Source organism: Neisseria sp. HMSC31F04, from assembly GCF_001807735.1.
GTDB classification, from domain to species: Bacteria; Pseudomonadota; Gammaproteobacteria; order Burkholderiales; family Neisseriaceae; genus Neisseria; species Neisseria elongata.
The window spans coordinates 85,760-104,248 of sequence record NZ_KV790823.1; the positions used below are offsets into that span (position 1 = coordinate 85,760).

23 protein-coding genes are annotated in these 18,489 nt (G+C 56.2%); 11 read left to right on the top strand and 12 right to left on the bottom strand.

Features of this window, described 5'->3' with window-relative positions:
- Positions 1-47: 47 nt before the first annotated feature.
- From HMPREF3107_RS08975 to HMPREF3107_RS08995, 5 genes are all read right to left on the bottom strand, one after another.
- The gene (locus tag HMPREF3107_RS08975) at positions 48-539 is read right to left on the bottom strand and encodes a TlpA family protein disulfide reductase (protein ID WP_070455014.1); all 492 of its coding nucleotides are present in this window, start codon (positions 537-539) and stop codon (positions 48-50) included.
- Positions 536-934 (bottom strand): acyl-CoA thioesterase, encoded by a 399-nt coding sequence (locus HMPREF3107_RS08980; protein WP_070455015.1) that lies wholly within the window; start codon positions 932-934, stop codon positions 536-538. The genes HMPREF3107_RS08975 and HMPREF3107_RS08980 overlap by 4 nt, the downstream gene beginning before the upstream one ends.
- Positions 935-936: 2 nt before the next feature.
- Positions 937-1,296, bottom strand: coding sequence for a hypothetical protein (locus HMPREF3107_RS08985; protein ID WP_003769391.1), 360 nt, complete (start codon positions 1,294-1,296; stop codon positions 937-939).
- A gap of 79 nt (positions 1,297-1,375) precedes the next feature.
- On the bottom strand, positions 1,376-1,861 hold the full coding sequence (locus tag HMPREF3107_RS08990; RefSeq protein WP_070455016.1) for a CYTH domain-containing protein: 486 nt from the start codon (positions 1,859-1,861) through the stop codon (positions 1,376-1,378).
- A 14-nt stretch (positions 1,862-1,875) separates the two neighbouring features.
- On the bottom strand, positions 1,876-2,298 hold the full coding sequence (locus HMPREF3107_RS08995; RefSeq protein WP_070455017.1) for a CopD family protein: 423 nt from the start codon (positions 2,296-2,298) through the stop codon (positions 1,876-1,878).
- 111 nt (positions 2,299-2,409) lie between these two features.
- Here HMPREF3107_RS08995 and HMPREF3107_RS09000 point away from each other — a divergent pair, with 111 nt between their 5' ends.
- Positions 2,410-2,682, top strand: a complete 273-nt coding sequence (locus HMPREF3107_RS09000) for a hypothetical protein (protein WP_049249042.1) — start codon at positions 2,410-2,412, stop codon at positions 2,680-2,682.
- Here the strand turns inward: HMPREF3107_RS09000 and HMPREF3107_RS12200 are convergent.
- Positions 2,667-2,810: a hypothetical protein gene (locus HMPREF3107_RS12200; RefSeq protein ID WP_168160542.1), complete on the bottom strand. Its 144-nt coding sequence runs from the start codon at positions 2,808-2,810 to the stop codon at positions 2,667-2,669. The genes HMPREF3107_RS09000 and HMPREF3107_RS12200 overlap by 16 nt on opposite strands.
- A gap of 60 nt (positions 2,811-2,870) precedes the next feature.
- Between HMPREF3107_RS12200 and HMPREF3107_RS09005 the strand changes: the two genes are divergently transcribed.
- The 5 genes from HMPREF3107_RS09005 (at position 2,871) to HMPREF3107_RS09025 (ending at position 9,760) form a co-directional block, all read left to right on the top strand.
- On the top strand, positions 2,871-3,212 hold the full coding sequence (locus tag HMPREF3107_RS09005; protein WP_040665497.1) for a CidA/LrgA family protein: 342 nt from the start codon (positions 2,871-2,873) through the stop codon (positions 3,210-3,212).
- Between the two features lies 1 nt (position 3,213).
- On the top strand, positions 3,214-3,906 hold the full coding sequence (locus tag HMPREF3107_RS09010) for an LrgB family protein (protein WP_070455018.1): 693 nt from the start codon (positions 3,214-3,216) through the stop codon (positions 3,904-3,906).
- Positions 3,907-4,052: 146 nt separating this feature from the next.
- The gene (gene parC, locus HMPREF3107_RS09015; protein WP_070455019.1) at positions 4,053-6,359 is read left to right on the top strand and encodes a DNA topoisomerase IV subunit A; all 2,307 of its coding nucleotides are present in this window, start codon (positions 4,053-4,055) and stop codon (positions 6,357-6,359) included.
- 103 nt (positions 6,360-6,462) lie between these two features.
- Positions 6,463-8,058, top strand: a complete 1,596-nt coding sequence (locus HMPREF3107_RS09020; RefSeq protein ID WP_070455020.1) for a two-component system sensor histidine kinase NtrB — start codon at positions 6,463-6,465, stop codon at positions 8,056-8,058.
- The gene (locus HMPREF3107_RS09025; protein WP_070455021.1) at positions 8,048-9,760 is read left to right on the top strand and encodes a sigma-54-dependent transcriptional regulator; all 1,713 of its coding nucleotides are present in this window, start codon (positions 8,048-8,050) and stop codon (positions 9,758-9,760) included. Before HMPREF3107_RS09020 ends, HMPREF3107_RS09025 begins: the two co-directional genes overlap by 11 nt.
- An 82-nt stretch (positions 9,761-9,842) precedes the next feature.
- On the opposite strand, the gene HMPREF3107_RS09030 is transcribed toward HMPREF3107_RS09025, so the two are convergent.
- From HMPREF3107_RS09030 to ftsE, 6 genes are all read right to left on the bottom strand, one after another.
- The gene (locus HMPREF3107_RS09030; protein WP_049249047.1) at positions 9,843-10,127 is read right to left on the bottom strand and encodes a PepSY domain-containing protein; all 285 of its coding nucleotides are present in this window, start codon (positions 10,125-10,127) and stop codon (positions 9,843-9,845) included.
- A 150-nt stretch (positions 10,128-10,277) separates the two neighbouring features.
- The gene (locus HMPREF3107_RS09035; RefSeq protein ID WP_070455022.1) at positions 10,278-11,282 is read right to left on the bottom strand and encodes a quinone-dependent dihydroorotate dehydrogenase; all 1,005 of its coding nucleotides are present in this window, start codon (positions 11,280-11,282) and stop codon (positions 10,278-10,280) included.
- A 102-nt stretch (positions 11,283-11,384) separates the two neighbouring features.
- Positions 11,385-11,924 carry a DUF924 family protein gene (locus tag HMPREF3107_RS09040; RefSeq protein ID WP_070455023.1) on the bottom strand — a complete coding sequence of 180 codons (540 nt, stop codon included), beginning with the start codon at positions 11,922-11,924 and terminating at the stop codon, positions 11,385-11,387.
- Positions 11,925-12,201: 277 nt separating this feature from the next.
- Positions 12,202-13,131: an alpha/beta hydrolase gene (locus tag HMPREF3107_RS09045; protein ID WP_070455024.1), complete on the bottom strand. Its 930-nt coding sequence runs from the start codon at positions 13,129-13,131 to the stop codon at positions 12,202-12,204.
- Positions 13,132-13,340: 209 nt separating this feature from the next.
- A complete protein-coding gene (ftsX, locus tag HMPREF3107_RS09050) occupies positions 13,341-14,252 on the bottom strand; it encodes a permease-like cell division protein FtsX (RefSeq protein ID WP_070455025.1) in 912 nt (303 codons plus the stop codon).
- Entirely contained in the window at positions 14,249-14,902 is a 654-nt protein-coding gene (ftsE, locus tag HMPREF3107_RS09055) for a cell division ATP-binding protein FtsE (protein ID WP_003769425.1), read from the bottom strand. Before ftsE ends, ftsX begins: the two co-directional genes overlap by 4 nt.
- 161 nt (positions 14,903-15,063) lie before the next feature.
- Here ftsE and minC point away from each other — a divergent pair, with 161 nt between their 5' ends.
- The 5 genes from minC (at position 15,064) to rsfS (ending at position 18,351) form a co-directional block, all read left to right on the top strand.
- Positions 15,064-15,786 (top strand): septum site-determining protein MinC, encoded by a 723-nt coding sequence (gene minC / locus HMPREF3107_RS09060; RefSeq protein WP_070455026.1) that lies wholly within the window; start codon positions 15,064-15,066, stop codon positions 15,784-15,786.
- 56 nt (positions 15,787-15,842) lie between these two features.
- Positions 15,843-16,655 carry a septum site-determining protein MinD gene (gene minD / locus HMPREF3107_RS09065; protein WP_070455027.1) on the top strand — a complete coding sequence of 271 codons (813 nt, stop codon included), beginning with the start codon at positions 15,843-15,845 and terminating at the stop codon, positions 16,653-16,655.
- A 1-nt stretch (position 16,656) separates the two neighbouring features.
- A complete protein-coding gene (minE, locus tag HMPREF3107_RS09070; protein WP_070455028.1) occupies positions 16,657-16,920 on the top strand; it encodes a cell division topological specificity factor MinE in 264 nt (87 codons plus the stop codon).
- A gap of 3 nt (positions 16,921-16,923) precedes the next feature.
- The gene (locus HMPREF3107_RS09075) at positions 16,924-17,862 is read left to right on the top strand and encodes a LysR substrate-binding domain-containing protein (RefSeq protein ID WP_070455029.1); all 939 of its coding nucleotides are present in this window, start codon (positions 16,924-16,926) and stop codon (positions 17,860-17,862) included.
- 99 nt (positions 17,863-17,961) lie between these two features.
- A complete protein-coding gene (gene rsfS, locus HMPREF3107_RS09080) occupies positions 17,962-18,351 on the top strand; it encodes a ribosome silencing factor (RefSeq protein ID WP_070455085.1) in 390 nt (129 codons plus the stop codon).
- Positions 18,352-18,489 lie beyond the last annotated feature (138 nt).

Sequence of the window (18,489 nt, forward strand, 5' to 3'; positions counted from 1 at the left end):
AGGCCGTCTGAAAGGTGTTTTCAGACGGCCTCTGTTTGGTGTCGGAGTTATTTCGCCAGTTCTTCGTCGATTTGGCGGTAGAGTTCGGCGAAATCGGGTTCGCCGACGAAGGTTTTCAAGACTTCGCCTTTTTTGTTGATGAGGACGGAAGTCGGGTAAACCTGCGTGCCGAAGGCCGTGGCGGCGGTTTTTCCGCCGTCGTAGGCGACGGTGAAGTTCATGCCTTTTTCGGCGGCGTAGGTTTGTACAGCGGGGAGGGGGTCGAAGGGCAGGGAGATGCCGATGACTTGGAAGTCCGGCCGCGATTGGTAGTCGTGCGCCATTTTGATGACCAGGGGCATTTCTTTGACGCAGCCGGGGCAGGAGGGATACCAGAAATTGATGAAGCTGACTTTGCCGTTCAGGGTGCCGTTGTTTACGGGGCGGCCGTCGAGGGCGGTCAGGGAAAAGGCGGGGGCGGCCGGTTTGGCGGGTATCAGGACGAAGGCCAGCAGGCCGGCGATGAGGGCGGCTGCGACGACGGAGATGAGTTTTTTCATGGTTGGCGGTTTTGCAGTTGTTGCAGGAGGTTGTAAACGTCGGGCGGGAAGCAGGTGCCGCGGCCATCTGAAACGGGGACGACGGTGATGTCGGCCTGAACGGCGGTTTTGCCGTTATGCTCCAGGGTTGCGGTTTGGCGGATGACGGTGCGCCCTGGTTCGAGTGTGCGGATGCTGCTGCGGATGAGGAGGGTGTCGCCTTCGGCGGCGGGGCGCAGGTAGCGGATGTCGGCACGGGCGACAAGGATGGAAATGCCGCCCAAGCCGGCGAGCAGGTTGTGCCGTTCGAAAAAATGCCAGCGCGCTTCTTCGAGGAATTCGAGGTAGCGCGCGTTGTTGACGTGGCCGTATCCGTCGAGGTGGTAGTTGCGGATGCGGATGGCGGTGTCGCTCATTTTCAGTCTAAATCCAGCGGTTGGAAGGCTTCGCGTGCGAGCGGTTCTGCGGTGAGGTCGGTAACGACTGTGGCGGTGCGGATGTCGAACCATTCGGCGAAGATGTCGGGGTGGAGGTCGGGCCACAGGCTGTCGTCTTCGCACCAGTCGGCCAGTTCGGCGGCGAAGATTTCTTCGACGCGGCCTTCGATGCTGTCCCAGATTTCGTCTGTGTTGTCGCAGGGGTCGGTGAGGTAGGCGTTGGCATCGTCTTGCAGGTCTTCGAGGGTGAAGTCGGAAAGGTCGGCGCCTATGCTGTGCAGCCAGTGCCAGAAGGGTTCGCGGGGAATCAGCAGGAAGAGGCTTCGGTTTACTTCGTACATGGTGTTTTCCTTAAATGTCGGTTGGGACGGCGGCTATGATAATGTGTGCCGGCGGTTTCGTCATCCGTGTGCTGCGGTTTCAGGCTTCGCGCTCCTGCGGCGGCCAGTCGGAATAAGGGTGTTTACTCAGGTAGGCGTTGGTGTAGCGGCCGTCGGCGGTGATTTCGCGACCCAGCCAGGACGGGCGTTCGAAGGGGGTGTCTTCGGCGGGCAGTTCGATTTCGGCAACGACGAGCGGGGCGTTTGCGCCGAAGTATTCGTCGATTTCGAAGGTGAAGCCGCCGTGTCGGACGGTGTAGCGGTGTTTTTCCAGTGTGAACGGGCACATGGTGTTCATGATTTCGCGTGCGTGTTCGAGGGGGATTTCGTATTCGTATTCGCTGCGGGTGATGTCGGAAATGTAGCCTTTCAGGGTCAGCCAGGCTTGGTTGCCGATGATGCGGACGCGGATGGTGCGTTCTTTTTCGACGCTGAGGTAGCCTTGGGCGAGCAGTTCGGGTTCGCCGGCTTCGGCGCGCCAGCCGTCGTTTGCGGGGAGGAAGCGGCGTTCTATTTCGATGGTCATTTTCAGACGGCCTTTCAGAATGGTTTGAATATAACGAGGTAAAGTGCGGCAATCATCATCAGGACGGGTATTTCGTTGAAGACGCGGTACCATTTGTGGCTGCGGCGGTTGCGGCGGGCGGCGAAGTCGTGCAGCAGGCGGGCGCAGTAGGCATGGTAGGCGAGGAGGAGGAGGCCGAGCGTGAGTTTGAGGTGCACCCAGCCGTAAACCCACCAGCCGGTGGCGAAGGGGATGAGGATGCCGAACAGGGCGGCCCCGATGCCCAGCGGGGTCATGAAGCGCATCAGCCGCCGCGACATTCCGATCAGGCGGCGGTATTCGGCGGATTCGGTGTCTTCCACCTGCGCGAGGTTCACATAGATGCGCGGCAGGTAGAAAAGTCCGGCAAACCAGGAGATGATGAAGAAGAGGTGCAGCAGTTTAAACCAGGGATACATTTTCAGACGGCCTTTCTGCCCGTGATACGGGTCGGGCGGCATTATATAGTAGGCAGGGGCGGATTTTGTTAAAATGGATGTCCTTAAACCAAATCCATAAGGGAAAGCGTGATGTTGAAACAGTTTGAAATCCACGGCGGCGTAGTTAAGAATTTGAATGCCTTTTTGGCCGAGCGCGGTATAGACCTGAAAACGGCGATGGATGCGGAGGAAACCAATAAGTTGGTGGCCGCGATTATCCATGAGGGTTTGCCGGGCATGGTGCGCCGCATTTATTCGCTGCAAAAAATGCAAACCTTTTTCTGGGAGAAGAAGGATTTGATGGTGGATTATGTGGCCGCGCGTTTGGAAGCGGCGGAGAAAAAGGCTCAGGCGCGCAAATAAGCCTGCTTTAAATCCGGTTTGGAGGCCGTCTGAAAACCGCATTTCGGGTTTTCAGACGGCCTCTCTCCGTGTCGGGACAGGTTGCCGCCGTGTTGCCTTTTGTTAAGCAGGCGGCTATAGTAAATCACATTCAGGCCGCCTTTTGTTCGGCCGATAAGAAAAATATCGATTCATTAGAGGACACATCCATGCACCTGATACGCGCGCTCAGCATTATTTTCGGCTTCCTCGCCTTGGGGGAGGCCGTGATTCATTTTACGGGCATGAAACTGCCCGGCAGCATCATCGGCATGGCCTTGCTGTTTGTTTCGCTGCACATGAAGTGGGTGAAGGCGGCCTGGCTTCAGGGGCTGGTGGACGTGATGATGGCCAACCTCTCGCTGTTTCTCGTGCCGCCCTGCGTCGCGGTGATGGGGTATTTCGATTTGCTGGCCGAGGATTTTTGGGCGATTGCGGCATCCACGCTGTTCAGCACGCTGGCGGTGATGTTCGCCACAGGCAAGACCCACGAATTGCTGCGGAGGCGTTGAAATGGAAATGTTGCGCCATCCGATTGTGTTGCTGTGGCTGACGATTACGTTTTATTGGGCGGTCAATCTGCTGCGGGCGCGTACCGGCAGCATGTTTGTCAATCCCGTGGTGTGCACCACCGCCGTCGTCATCCTTTATTTGAAACTTACGGGCATAGATTACGCCGCCTATCACAACGCGGCGCAGTTTATCGATTTCTGGCTCAAGCCGGTGGTGGTCGGACTGGCCGTGCCGCTTTATTTGAATTGGGACAAAATCCGCCGCCAATGGCTGCCGATTGTGCTGTCGCAGGCCGTAGGCAGCGTTACCGGCATCGTCAGCGCGGTGTATATCGCCAAATTTATGGGCGCGGGGCGCGATGTGGTGTTAAGCCTGGCCGCTAAATCGGTCACCAATCCGATTGCCATCGAAATCACCCAAAGCATAGGCGGGATTCCCGCCATTACCGCCGCCACCGTTATCGCCGCTGGCATGATCGGGCAGATGGCGGGTTACCGCATCATGAGCGCGGGTACGCTGACCAAGCCGATGTCGCAAGGGATGTCGATGGGTTCGGCCTCGCACGCGATGGGCATTGCCGCCTCGTTGGAGCGCGGGAAAAAGTTTGCCGCCTATGCCAGCCTCGGGCTGATTTTCAACGGCGTATTGACCGCAGTTTTAGTGCCGCTGCTGATTCCCCTGATGGGCGTGTAAGCATCCGTCCGACATCATGAGGCCGTCTGAAAACCATGTGCGGTTTTTTCAGACGGCCTCATGCCTGATTCCGCATACCGATGCCAAAAAGAGGTATTTGCTTTACAATACCGTCCCTTAACTTTTGCTTGCCCGATTTTTTGTACATGAACGAACACGTTTCCGTCCCATCCCCCGTCGGCGAAGACTACCTGCTGTTAGGTCAGTACGCCGAACGCGCCTATCTCGAATACGCCATGAGTGTGGTCAAAGGCCGCGCTCTGCCTGAAGTTTCAGACGGCCAGAAGCCCGTGCAGCGGCGCATTTTGTTTGCCATGCGCGATATGGGTTTGACGGCGGGGGCGAAGCCGGTGAAATCGGCGCGCGTGGTCGGCGAGATTTTAGGTAAATACCACCCGCACGGCGACAGTTCCGCCTATGAGGCGATGGTCCGCATGGCGCAGGATTTTACCTTGCGCTATCCCTTAATCGACGGCATCGGCAACTTTGGTTCGCGCGACGGCGACGGGGCGGCGGCGATGCGTTACACCGAAGCGCGCCTCACGCCGATTGCGGAATTGCTGTTGTCCGAAATTAATCAGGGGACGGTGGATTTTGTGCCGAACTACGACGGCGCGTTTGACGAACCGCTGCACCTGCCCGCCCGCCTGCCTATGGTGTTGCTCAACGGTGCGTCGGGTATTGCAGTGGGCATGGCGACCGAGATTCCGTCGCACAATTTGAACGAGGTCACGCAGGCGGCGATTGCGCTGTTGAAGAAACCGACGCTGGAAACCGCCGATCTGATGCAATACATTCCCGCCCCCGACTTTGCCGGCGGCGGTCAAATCATTACGCCGGCGGACGAATTGCGCCGGATTTACGAAACCGGCAAGGGCAGCGTGCGCGTGCGTGCGCGTTACGAAATCGAGAAGCTGGCACGCGGACAATGGCGCGTGATTGTGACCGAGCTGCCGCCGAACGCCAATTCCGCCAAAATCCTTGCCGAAATCGAAGAGCAAACCAACCCGAAACCGAAAGTGGGCAAAAAGCAGCTCAACCAAGACCAGCTCAACACCAAAAAGCTGATGCTGGATTTAATCGACCGCGTGCGCGACGAGTCCGACGGCGAACATCCCGTGCGACTGGTGTTCGAGCCGAAATCCAGCCGCATCGATACGGATACCTTCATCAACACGCTGATGGCACAGACTTCACTGGAAGGCAATGTGTCCATGAACTTGGTGATGATGGGTCTGGACAACCGCCCCGCGCAGAAAAACCTGAAAACGATTTTGCAGGAATGGTTAGATTTCCGCGTCGTTACCGTAACACGCCGTCTGAAATTCCGTTTGAACCAAGTGGAAAAACGGCTGCACATCCTTGAAGGTCGTCTGAAAGTCTTTCTGCACATCGACGAAGTGATTAAAGTCATCCGCGAATCAGACGACCCGAAGACCGACCTGATGGCGGCATTCGGGCTGACCGAAATCCAAGCCGAAGACATTTTGGAAATCCGCCTGCGCCAGTTGGCGCGTTTGGAAGGTTTCAAACTCGAAAAAGAATTGAATGAATTGCGTGAGGAACAGGGTCGTCTGAATATTCTTTTGGACGACGAAAACGAAAAACGCAAGCTGATTATCAAGGAGATGCAGGCGGACATGAAGCAGTTCGGCGACGCGCGCCGCACACTGGTGGAGGAGGCCGGACGCGCCGTGCTGACGCAAACCACCGCCGACGAACCCATCACGCTGATTTTGTCGGAAAAAGGCTGGATACGCAGCCGCGCCGGACACAACCTCGATTTAAGCCAAACCGCGTTCAAAGAAGGCGACCGCCTCAAGCAAACCCTTGAAGGCCGCACCGTTTTACCCGTTGTCATCCTCGATTCATTGGGCAGAACCTACACGCTCGATGCCGCCGAAATCCCCGGCGGACGCGGCGACGGCGTGCCGGTTTCATCGCTAATCGAGCTGCAAAACGGCGCGAAACCTGTTGCCATGCTCACCGGACAGCCCGAACAACATTACCTACTCTCAGGCAGCGGCGGCTACGGCTTCATCGCCAAACTGGGCGATATGGTCGGACGCGTGAAAGCAGGCAAAGTGGTGATGACCGTGGACAGCGGCGAAACCGTCCTGCCGCCGATTGCGGTTTATGCCTCTTCGCCCATCAATCCCGACTGCAAAATCGTACTGGCCAGCAGCGACCACCGCCTCTTGGCGTTCTCCATCGGCGAACTCAAAGTTATGCCCAAAGGGCGCGGTTTGCAGTTGATGTCGCTGACCGACGGTGCGTCTTTGGAACACGTTCTCGTGACCACGTCTGCGGAATTCATCGTCGAAACCGTCGGCAAGCGCGGCGCGGCGCATCAGGAAAAATTGCGCATTTGCGACATCGACGGCAAGCGCGGCAAAAAAGGGAAGGTTTTGGACGTATCAGGTCGTCTGAAAACCATTAAGGCGGGCGATTAACCGCCGAGGCCGTCTGAAAACGCTGCGAAAGCCGCCGTGCGATAATCCTATCGAATAAAATCACCGGAATAACCGGCAAAACAATTGCGAAACTAATACGAACATGGATAAGTCTTTTTTACCGAAAACCGAAGAATGGAACGAGCAGGTAGACCGCATTCCGTGGCTGCTTAATGTCTGCCGGCTGACCATCCTGCTGTCGATGTTTGTGCTGTATATGATGTCGGTTTTCTCGGAAAACGCCGGGCTGAAAAAAATGGTGCCGCCAACCATTTTCTACATTTGGGCCGCCGTTTATGCCGGAATTACCCTGATTTCGATTGCCCGGCCGCATTGGGTGCGGCAGGAAAACGATAAATTGCCCAATGCCAGTGCGGTAGTCGATATTGTGATGATTATGGCCTTGGTGTACTTGACAGGCGGTATAGGGACGGGTGTCGGTATTTTGGTGCTGCCGTTTGTCGCCACATCGTGCATGCTCAGTTACGGCAAGTTTCCGGCCCTGTATGCCGGTTTTACCACAGTGTGCATCCTGTGCGTGATGTTTTTGAGCGACCAATTGAGTTTGGATGCCGACACATGGGACGGCCGAAATATCGGTACCGCCATTATGTTGATTGGTGCATCGTTTGCCGTGGCTTATCTTACTTCATACAGTGCCACTTTCCTGCGTGATGCCAATGCTTCGGCACGGAAGCACAAACGGAACTACAACCGCGTGCGCGGGCTGAACCAGCTGGTGTTGAACCGGGTGCAGGAAGCGGTGATTGTGATTGATCCGGAATTGAAAGTATGGCTGTTTAACCGTCAGGCGAAGAATTATTTTTCCGGCTTGGCGGCAGAGCATAAAGAACCGATTTTCGAAGATTTGGTTGCGCGTTGGTTGTTAAACCCTGAAAAATCATTTGAGGCCGACATCCATCTGCATCGGTTTTCCATGCACGTCCGTGCCGTGCCCATGGTGCAGGAAGACGGCAAATTGCTGATGTTGTTTTTGCGCTCGTTGCGTGAAATCGCAGCCGAAGCCATGGCAACCAAACTGGCTTCCCTCGGCCAGCTGACCGCCAATCTGGCGCATGAAATCCGCAATCCGATGTCTGCCATCCGTCATGCCAACGACCTGCTGCAGGAAAACATAGAAGACCCGGTCAGCAAGAAACTGCACGGTATCATCGACGGTAATATTCGTCGTATCGACAAGATGCTGGAAGATATTTCCACCTTGAATAAAAAAGACAACCTCGGCCGTGAAAGCATCAATCTGATGAAATTCTGGCTGGCATTCAAGCAGGAATTTACACTGAACAACCCAAGCTCGGTCGGCTGCATCAAAATGGAAATGCAGGGGAAAAATCTGACTGTTACGGCCGATCCCATGCATGTACAGCAAATTATGTGGAATTTGTGCAACAACGCTTGGCGGCACAGTACGAAAGGCAGTGATGCCATCCAAGTATCAATTAAGCCGAGCGGCAAACTGAATGTTTCGATCGTGGTGTCGGATGATGGCCCGGGAGCGGCTCCCGAAATCCGCAACCAGCTGTTCGAGCCGTTTTTCACTACCGAAAAAGGCGGCACCGGGCTGGGACTGTATGTTGCACGCGAACTGGCTCATGCCAACTTGGGACAGTTGCACTACCATCCCGAATTGAATGGATTCGAATTGATTTTACCGAAAGACAACAATCATGAAGAGTAACGATCTGCAATATCCAGTATTGGTCGTAGACGATGAGGCGGACATTCGCGACCTGATGGAAATGACCCTGATGAAGATGGGGCTGCGGGTGGAAACCGCCGTCGGCGTGGACGATGCCAAAGAAAAATTGGAAAACAACGACTATTCGCTGGTATTGACGGATATGCGCATGCCCGACGGTTCGGGTTTGGAAGTGGTACAGCATATCAATAAGCTGATGCTTGACACGCCCGTGGCCGTGATTACCGCTTTCGGTAATGCCGACCAGGCAGTGGAGGCATTGAAAGAGGGTGCGTTCGACTACCTGCAAAAACCGATTACCTTGTCGCAACTGCGTTCGTTGGTCAAATCGGCAGTCAAAGTAAATGAACCTGAAGAAAAGCCTCAGGCCGAACCAGCCGCACCTACTCCCGCTCCGGCTGCCCAACCTGTTCCTTCATTCGTACCGCCGAGGCCGCAGCCCATAGCCGCCGTCCCCTCAAGGCCGTCTGAAAGCGCGGCAAAAACCGTCAGGAAAGGCATTTCCGGCGGTATAGACCGTCCGATGACGCCTCCGAGTGCATTGAGTTCCCTGCGCGAGCGTTTCCGCAGTGCCCCGACGCAAAATACCCAGGCTGCAGCAGGCATGGCACCCGAGCCGGAAGTCGGTGGCGATATCGATATGCCGCGCCTTTTAGGTATGTCGCCGCAGATGGTGGAAGTGCGCCACTTAATCCGCCGCTTGGCCGGAAGTAACGTGCCGGTTTACATTTCCGGCGAATCCGGTTCGGGTAAAGAGCAGGCCGCCCGCAGCATACACGAACTGTCGCCGCGTACTGTCGGCCCGTTTATCGCGGTGAACTGCGGCGCGATTCCCGAAAACCTGATGGAAAGCGAATTTTTCGGTTACAAAAAAGGCAGCTTTACCGGCGCCGACCAAGACCGTCTCGGCTTTTTCCAACATGCCGACGGCGGTACGCTCTTCCTCGATGAAGTCGCCGATTTGCCGTTGGCCATGCAGGTTAAACTCCTGCGTGCCATTCAGGAAAAGGCCGTCCGCCGCATCGGTGATGCCAAAGAAACACCTGTGGACGTGCGCATCATCTGCGCCACCCACAAAAACCTGGAAGCGTTGGTAGAAAGCGGCGCATTCCGCCAAGACTTATACTACCGCCTCAACGTCGTTACCCTGCATATGCCCCCGCTGCGCGAGATGCGCGAAGATTTGGGCGGCCTGATTCTGCGCCTGTTGAACAAATACCGCGACGGCGTGCCGGGCGGCTACAAACTCAGCCCTAAAGCACAGGAAGCCTTGTTGTCGTACAGCTATCCGGGCAACTTCCGCGAATTGGAAAACATCTTGGAACGCGCCATCGCCCTGACAATCGGCAACATCATCCAAGTTGATGATTTGCAGCTGACCGCAGGAAACGGCCCGCGCCTCAGCGATTTGCCGACCCGTTCGGCAGCCGAGCCGCAGGCTGAAGCCGTCGTCGAAACGGCTGCGGACGATGCTGCGGAACTGCCGCCGATGAATTTCGACGATTTGCCGCAGTTTATTCCCGGTCAGACGCAGATTCAGGAATATCTCGACCTATTGGAGCGTTCGATTATCGAGCAGGCCTTGCAAATTACGCGCTACAACCGCACGCAGGCCGCCAAGCTGCTGGGCATCAGTTTCCGTTCGATGCGTTACCGCATGGAACGGTTGAGTATTGAATAAACGCCCGCCGTTGTTTGCCAAAAGAAAACAGGCCGTCTGAAAAAGGTTTTCAGACGGCCTGTTTGAATGTGGTGCAGACGGATTAGTAGTCTATTGTCTCACGGATGATTTTCAGATCGGGATAGGACAGGATGATGTCGTATTCGCGGCCGTTTTTATAGGCTTCGATTTCCAGTACAGGCTTGCCCCAGTGGTCGTCGGGATCGACTTCGTGTACTTGGTAACCGCGTTGTTCCAACATTCTGACTGCTTTGGCACGGTTCTGTTCGAAGTTTTTATCGCTGTAAATTTGATGTTCGATGTAGTCGTTGGCCGAAGCAGAAGCAGCAGACAGGGCGATGATGGCGGTAATGAGGAATTTTTTCATGATGTTTTCCTTTCGGTTGGTGAATGTTGTTTCGATGGGTGTTATTAAACCGTATTCGGATTAGGGGAAAATTAGAGGAGTGTAATCGAAGTGTAAAGCTGTCAAAAAGGCCGTCTGAAAAAGGTTTTTCAGACGGCCTGATGTATTGATTCAGCGGCAGGAGTCCATGCATTCGCGTACCAGCTCCGGCCCTTGGTAGATTAGGCCGCTGTAGAGTTGGACCGCCGTTGCGCCGAGCCGCAGTTTCTCCGCCGCATCTTCGCCGCAGACGATGCCGCCTACGCCGATGATGGGGACGGTGCTGCCCAATATTTCGACCAAACGGCGCAGGACGAGATTGCTTTTTTCGCGCACCGGCAGGCCGCTGAGGCCGCCTTGTTCTTGGGCGAGCGGATGGTTGCCCAAGGCCGTTTTGTCGATGGTGGTGTTGGTGGCGATGATGCCGTCCATTTCAACGTTTTGCACCACATGGGCGATGTCGGCGATTTGCGTTTCGTCCAGGTCGGGCGCGATTTTGACTGCCAGCGGCACATAGCGGCCGTGGGATACGGCCAGTTGCGCCTGTTTGTCTTTCAGTGCGGTCAGCAGGGCGGTCAGTTCGTCGCCGCCTTGCAGGGCGCGCAGGTTTTTGGTGTTGGGCGAGGAAATATTGACGGTGATGTAGTCGGCATGGGCGTAGGCTTTTTCCAGACAGATTAAATAGTCGTCGGCGGCGTTTTCAATCGGGGTAACGGCGTTTTTGCCGATGTTGATGCCCAGTATGCCCCGGTACGCGCTTTTTTCGATGTTGCGAATGGCTGCGTCGATGCCGTGGTTGTTGAAACCCATGCGGTTGATGATGGCCTGTTGCTCGGGCAGGCGGAACAGGCGCGGCTGCGGGTTGCCGTCCTGCGGCCTGGGGGTAACGGTGCCGATTTCGATGAAGCCGAAACCGAGTGCGGCCAGCGCGTCGATGTATTCGCCGTTTTTGTCCAGTCCGGCGGCCAGTCCGACCGGATTGGGCAGTTGCAGGCCCATCAGTTCGGTGGGACGGCTGCGCGGCGGCACGGGGGCGGTCAGACCGAAACGGGCGGCCAGTTTCAGCATGGCCAAAGTGGTGTGGTGAGCCTGTTCGGGTTCCAGGCGGAAAATCAGGGGTCGGAGTAGTGAATACATGATGGAGGCCGTCTGAAAAATAGGGAAGGAAGGGTCATTTTAACCTAAAACGTATCGGCCATACGGCGGGAAATACCGCTTCCGGCAGGCAGGCGGTTGTGTTTAAAACGACGAACCCGGCCGGCTGAGGAAATCTTGTTCCTCAGCCGTGCTTTCCCGGCCCAAAACGGCATTGCGGTGCGGATAACGGCCGAAGCGGTCGATGACGGCTTTATGCCGCAATTCGAAATCCGACGCTGATTCGGAAGTGTAGCGTTCGAACAGCGCGGCGGCTTGGGTGTGGATGGCGCGGCTTTCGCTGTGCATCAGCGGCATCAGTATGAAATGCCGCTCTTCTTCTTGCATGGCGGCGAATCCGGGCAGGCGGAGGGCTTCCTGCGCGAGGCAGACGGCGGCCAAATCTTGCGCGAAGGCGGCCGGGCTGTCGCGGAACAGGTTGCGCGAAAATTGGTCGAGTACGATGATTTCGGCCAGCCTGCCGCGCAAAGTGTCGCGCCAGTCGGCCAGCTCTCCTGCCGCCGCCTGTTGCCACAGCGGGAAAAAACGGCTGCGGATTTGTTGGTCGAAATCGTCGTTTTTGGCAAACCAAAACGGGCGGTTTGGTTCGGCAAACCAAAAATCCAATACGTCTTGGGCATTCATTGATTTTCCTTTCTGATTGGAGGCAGGGGCGGCAGGGCATCCGAGGCCGTCTGAAAAGACTGGTTGCGGTTGCTTGGTAAGGTTTGCGGCAGCGGCAAAGGTTTTATTGGGATTCCGCAGCAACGCCGATGCTTGTCGGAAAAGTTGTTTGGATTTTGCAGAAACCCTTCTTCCTAGCGGAAGCTCCGTTTTAGCTTCGCAGAAACTCGCTGCGCTCGTTTTAACTTCGCAGAAACCCTGCTTCCTGACGGAAGCAGGGTTTTCAGACAGCCTGTGTTTATTTGGCTGCTTCGGGCAGGGTTTGTTCGAACGATTCGGTCAGCAGTCCGCCGTGCGTGAGGTCGGCGTGGTGGCGGTATTGCACCTGCAGGCCGTGTTGCCGCAGGCGTTCGGTCAGCTGTTTTGCGCTGTCGGGCGGTACGGCGCGGGTAACGGCTTCGCGGTGGGATAGCATGGCGGCCTGTTGCGGGTTGGCGGGTCGTTTGTTGTCGTTTGTACCGCTTTTTTCGATGGTAAGGCTCAGGTTGCTTGGGGGAGGCCGTCTGAAAAACGGTTCGGCGTATTGCAGCATCAGGCCGTTTTGCCACCACAGCGAGGGGTCGGCGGCAACGTAGCGGGTGAAGGCCTGCGGCTCGTTGAACAGGGTGTGGAGGACGAACAGGCCGCCGTAGGAGTGCCCCCATAGGGTTTGTTTGTGCGGGTCGGTGGGGGCGAGGCGGTCGATTTGCGGCCGGACTTGGTGCAGGATGAAATGGAGGAATTGCGGTGCGCCGCCGTTGCTGCGTTCGGGTGTTAGCTGGTCGGGCATGGTTTTGCCTTGCGGGTCGGGCGGGGTGTAGTCGTAGGCGCGGGCGGCGGTATCGAAGCGCAGTTCGGTCGGGTAACCGATGAGGACGAGGACGGGCAGTTGCTCGGGCGGGAGTTTGAGGCGGTCGGGGGCGAGGTATTCGAGCAGGGCGTTGCCGTCAAGTGCGTAAAGGGCGGGAAAGCCGCGGGCGGGCGGGGCGGCTTTGGGAATGCCGACGAAGATGCGGTGCGGTCGGTTTTGGCTGTCTTTGATGTCGAGTGTGTGGAAGGTGTAGGCGTTGTGCTGCTGCGAGAGGACGGTTGTGTCGGCGCGGCGGGTGATTTCGTTGTTGGGCGTCGGTGCGGCGGAAACGATGCTCGCGGCGGTCATCAGGACAAGGGGGAGGAGGTGTTTGTGCATGGGTTGCTCGCTGTGGTGGGTGGGTCGGGAGACCGTCTGAAAGGGTTTGGCGAGTGTGTTTGGATTTTGCAGTTTTTGTTTCTGTTTTGCAGAAATCTTGTTTCCTGACGGAAATCTCGTTTTAGCTTAGCAGAAATTCTGCTTCCTGATGGAAGCCTCATTTTAGCTTCGCAGAAACTCGCTGCGCTCGTTTTCAGACGGCCTGTGTGTCAGCGTTTGGCTTTAAAGCTGAGCAGGTGTTGCCGTGTGGCCAGCCATGCGCCGGCGATGCCGAGTGCGGCGACGATGCCGCAGACGGACAGCCATTCCCATGTGTGGAAGAAACGCCATTCGATGTTGAGGCCGTAGGGGCGGAAAATCTGTGCCACTAAGGGTTGGGTGGCATGTATCAGCCAGGCGCACAGGGCAAGGCTCAGGCCTGCGGCCAGGAGGCTCTGCCAGACGGCCTGATAGAGGAAGGGGCGGCGGATGAAGGAGGACGGCGCGCCTAGGAGTTTGGTGATTTCGATTTCTTCTTTGCGGCTGAGGATTTGCAGGCGGATGGTGTTGTGTGCCACCAAAACGAAGGCCACGCTGAGGGTAACGGACAGGAAGGCCAACACTTTTTGGACGAAATCGTCGATTTGGTAGAGGGTTTGCATCCATTCGGTGTCGAGTTGGGCGGATTCCACCATCGGCAGCTTGGCCAAATCCTGCCTCAGTGTCTGCATTTCAGACGGCGTGCCGCCCGGCTTGGGGCTGACGACGAATGCGTCGGGCAGCGGGTTGCTGTCGAGCATGGAGACGATGTCTTGCTCGCCCATGCTGGTTTGCAGTTCGCTCAAGCCCTGCGTCTTGCCGATAAATTCGCTTTTTTCAATCCGTTTGTCGGCGGCAAGCAGTTCTTTGACGACGGCGCTGTCGGCTTCGTCGGCGTTTTGTTCCATATATAGGGTGATTTGCGGCGATTCGTTCAGTTTGCCGAGTACGGCCTGGCTGCTTTGCACGCCGAGATAGAGTGCCAGCGGCAGGCTCATGGCGATGGCCAGCATGACGAGTATCAGCAGGGTGGCCAAAGGTTGTTTGAACAGCTGGCGGACGGCGTTTTTGGCCGCTTCGAAGTGTAGGGTAAAGTAGTTCATGAGGCAAACCTGCCTTCCTGCAGGCGCAAAATGCGGTGGCCGTAATCGGCCATCAGGGTTTCGTCGTGGGCGGCGACGATGACGGTGGTGCCCGCTTCGTGAAAGGTTTTGAACAGTTCCATGATGTCGAGTGCGTAGGCGCGGTCGAGGTTGGCCGAGGGTTCGTCGGCAATCAGCAGGCTGGGCTGGTGGACGACGGCGCGCGCGATGCACAGGCGTTGCTGTTCGCCGCCGGAAAGGGTGACGGGATCGGCGTTTTCACGTCCGGCCAGTCCGACTTTCGCAATTGCCACCCGTGCGCGTTTTTCTGCTTCGGCACGGCCGTAACCGATGATTTGCAACGGCAGCAGGACGTTTTGCAGCACGCTGCGGTCAAACAGGATTTTGTGGTCTTGGAAGACGATGCCGATATGCTGGCGCAGGAAGCCGATTTGGTTATCGTTCAGGCTGCCGATGTCGCGGCCGTTCATCCACACTTTGCCGGAAGACGGTTTGGTAATGCCGGCAATCAGTTTGAGGACCGTCGATTTGCCTGCGCCCGAATGGCCGGCGACAAAAATCATCTCGCCTTTTTCAATTTGGAAACTGACGTTTTTCAGCGCCTGGAAACCACCTCTGTAGGTTTTGGAAACTTGTTCGAAACGTATCATGGAAAAACGGGGTTATCGATAAAAAACGGCGGCATTATAGCCGAAAATAATCGCAGGCCGTCTGAAAGCCGTTCAGACGGCCTTGAAGGATAAATAAAATTGATGGGGGCGTGCAAATACAGTAAACTGCGTCTATTTAAAAAATTTATGGTATCCGCAGCATGAAACCTGCTTTTGAAATCAAATCCGCCCGCACCGACGCATTGGCCGTTTATCTGCACGATGCTGATGCCGCCGCATTGGATGCCGCATTGGCCAAGTGCGCGGCGCAATATCGCGAGCTCAACCTGCCGCTGATATTGGATATGCAGGATTTTCGTCCGTCCGAGGCCGATTTGCCCGCCGTGCTGGCCGTTTTCCGCCGTCACCGCCTGCCTGTCGCCGCCTTGCGGCACAGCGACGAAGTCTGGGCGGCAACGGCGGCCGCTAACGGCCTGCCTTTTACGCCACCGGGCAAAGAGCGGCCTGTTCCGCTGGAAACGGCGGATGCGGGGACGGTGGCCGAAATCACGGGTGAAATCGCATCCGAAACGGCCAAGCAGGCCGGACATCCGACCGTGCTGGTTGCCGAGCCGGTGCGGACCGGGCAGCAGGTGTATGCGGAAAACGCCGACTTAATCGTTACCGGAACGGTCAGCGAAGGGGCGGAGCTGATTGCCGACGGCAACATCCATATCTACGCATCGATGCGCGGCCGCGCGCTGGCGGGGGCCAAAGGACGGCGCGACGCACGCATTTTCATTCATTCCATGCAGGCCGAACTGGTATCGATCGCGGGCATCTACCGCAACTTCGAGCAGCAGTTGCCCGAACATTTATATCGGAAACCGGTACAGATACACCTGCAGGACGACCGTTTGGTCATTGCGGCCATCGCGGCTTAGCCGGATGCCGTATCATTCGAACCCTGAATATTTTGCATTAAAGTAAAGGAAACATTGTGGCAAAAATCATCGTTGTAACTTCAGGCAAAGGCGGTGTGGGCAAAACCACCACCAGTGCGAGTATTGCTTCCGGTTTGGCACTTCGCGGCCATAAAACCGCCGTTATCGACTTCGACGTCGGCTTGCGCAACCTGGATTTGATTATGGGCTGCGAACGCCGCGTGGTATACGACCTGATTAACGTCATCCAAGGGGAAGCCACTCTCAACCAGGCTCTGATTAAAGACAAACATTGCGACAAACTGTTCATCCTGCCCGCCTCGCAAACACGCGACAAAGACGCGCTGACCAAAGAAGGCGTGGAAAAAGTATTGAACACGCTGACCTGCGAGATGGGTTTTGAATTCGTCATCTGCGATTCGCCCGCCGGTATCGAACAAGGCGCGCTGATGGCACTGTATTTTGCCGATGAAGCCATCGTAACCACGAATCCCGAGGTTTCCAGCGTACGTGATTCCGACCGCATCCTCGGCATCCTGCAAAGCAAATCCCGCAAATCGGAGCAGGGCGGAAAAGTGAAAGAACACCTGCTGATTACGCGCTATTCGCCGGAGCGGGTTGAAAAAGGCGAGATGCTGTCGGTGGACGACATCTGCGATATCCTGCGCATCCCGCTGATCGGCGTGATTCCCGAATCGCAAAACGTATTGCAGGCCTCCAATGCCGGCACGCCCGTCATCCATCAGCAGGATGCGGTGGCCGCAGAAGCCTACAAAGACGTGATTGCCCGCCTGTTGGGCGAAAACCGCGAAATGCGTTTCCTGGATGCCGAGAAAAAAGGCTTCTTCAAACGTTTGTTCGGAGGTTGATATGTCGTTGATCGATATACTGTTCGGCAAAAAACAGAAATCGGCCGAAGTTGCCCGCGACCGCCTGCAGATTATCATCGCGCAGGAGCGGGTCAAATCCCAGGCTCCCGACTATCTGCCCACCTTGCAGAAAGAACTGTTGGAAGTGTTGTCGAAATATGTGAACGTTTCGCTTGACGATATCCGAATTTCTCAAGAAAAACAGGACGGCTTGGACGTGTTGGAGTTGAACATCACCCTGCCGGACCAGCCGAAAAAGGCATAAGCCATGACACTGACCGAATTGCGTTACATTGTTGCCGTTGCGCAAGAACGGCATTTCGGCCGGGCCGCCCAACGCTGCCATGTCAGCCAGCCCACGCTTTCGATTGCGATAAAGAAGTTGGAAGAAGAGCTGGCACTCTCTTTGTTCGACCGCAGCAGCAATGAGGTTATCACCACCGAAGCGGGCGGGCGTATTGTGGCGCAGGCACGGCGTGTTTTGGATGAAGCCGACGTTATCCGCCAGCTGGCCAGCGAAGAGCAGAATGAATTGGACGGCGCGTTCAAACTCGGCCTGATTTTCACCGTTGCGCCGTATCTTCTGCCCAAGCTGATTCTGTCGCTGCGTGAAATCGCGCCGAATATGCCTTTGATGTTGGAAGAGAATTACACCCACATGCTGACCGAATCGCTCAAGCGCGGCGATTTGGACGCCATCATCGTTGCCGAGCCGTTTCAGGAAACAGGCCTTCTGACCGAGCCGCTGTATGACGAACCTTTTTTCGTCATCGTGCCCAAAGGGCATCCGTTTGAAGAACTCGATGCCGTTACCCAGCACGAATTGGCGCAGGAGCAGGTTTTGCTGCTGACCGAGGGCAACTGCATGCGCGACAACGTGCTTGCCGGCTGCAACGAATTGGCGGCCAAGCAGAAAATCAGCGGCCTGACCAATACGCTGCAGGGCAGCTCCATCAATACCATCCGCCATATGGTGGCCAGCGGCTTGGCCATCAGCGTATTGCCGGCCACCGCGCTGACCGAAAACGATCACCTGCTGTTCAGTATCATCCCGTTTGCCGAAAAAGTGCCGACCCGGCGCGTGGTGCTTGCCTACCGCCGCAATTTCGTCCGCCCCAAGGCATTGGCGGCGATACGTAACGCCATTATCGGTTCGCAGTTGGCGGGGGTGAACTTTGCTGAAAAAAACGGGGCCGTTCCGGCTTGAATATTGCCGTTTTCAAATAAAGGCCGTCTGAAAAACGGGTTTTCAGACAGCCTCCTTCATAAACTGCCGGCACCATGCCGGTTCAAAATGGAAAAAATGATGACAGAACAAGAATTGCAGGATTTGCAGAAAATGGTCGAAATCGCCGTTTCGGCCTTGGAAGACGTGAAAGCCAAAGACATTGCCGTTTTGGAAACCCAAGACAAAACCTCCCTGTTTGCCCGCATGATTATTGCCAGCGGCGACAGCAGCAGGCAGGTCAAAGCTTTGGCCAACAACGTGGCAGTCGATTTGAAAGAGGCGGGTTTTGAAATTCTCAGCACCGAAGGCGACAGCGGCGAATGGACTTTGGTGGATGCTGGCGATTTGGTGGTGCATGTGATGCTGCCAGCCGTGCGCGATTTTTACGATATCGATACGCTGTGGGGCGGGGGAAAACCTACGTTCCACGCCGGTGCGGCCAAGCCTTGGCACGCAGCCGACAATTGATTTGGGCAGAAAATGCCGCAGCCGCCTTTGCAATGGCGGTTTAAATGATTTGAGGCCGTCTGAAAGAATGTTTTCAGACGGCCTTTTTGTCGATTCAAACGGAAATTACTGTATTGCCGCCGTTTTGCCGCTTGGTTT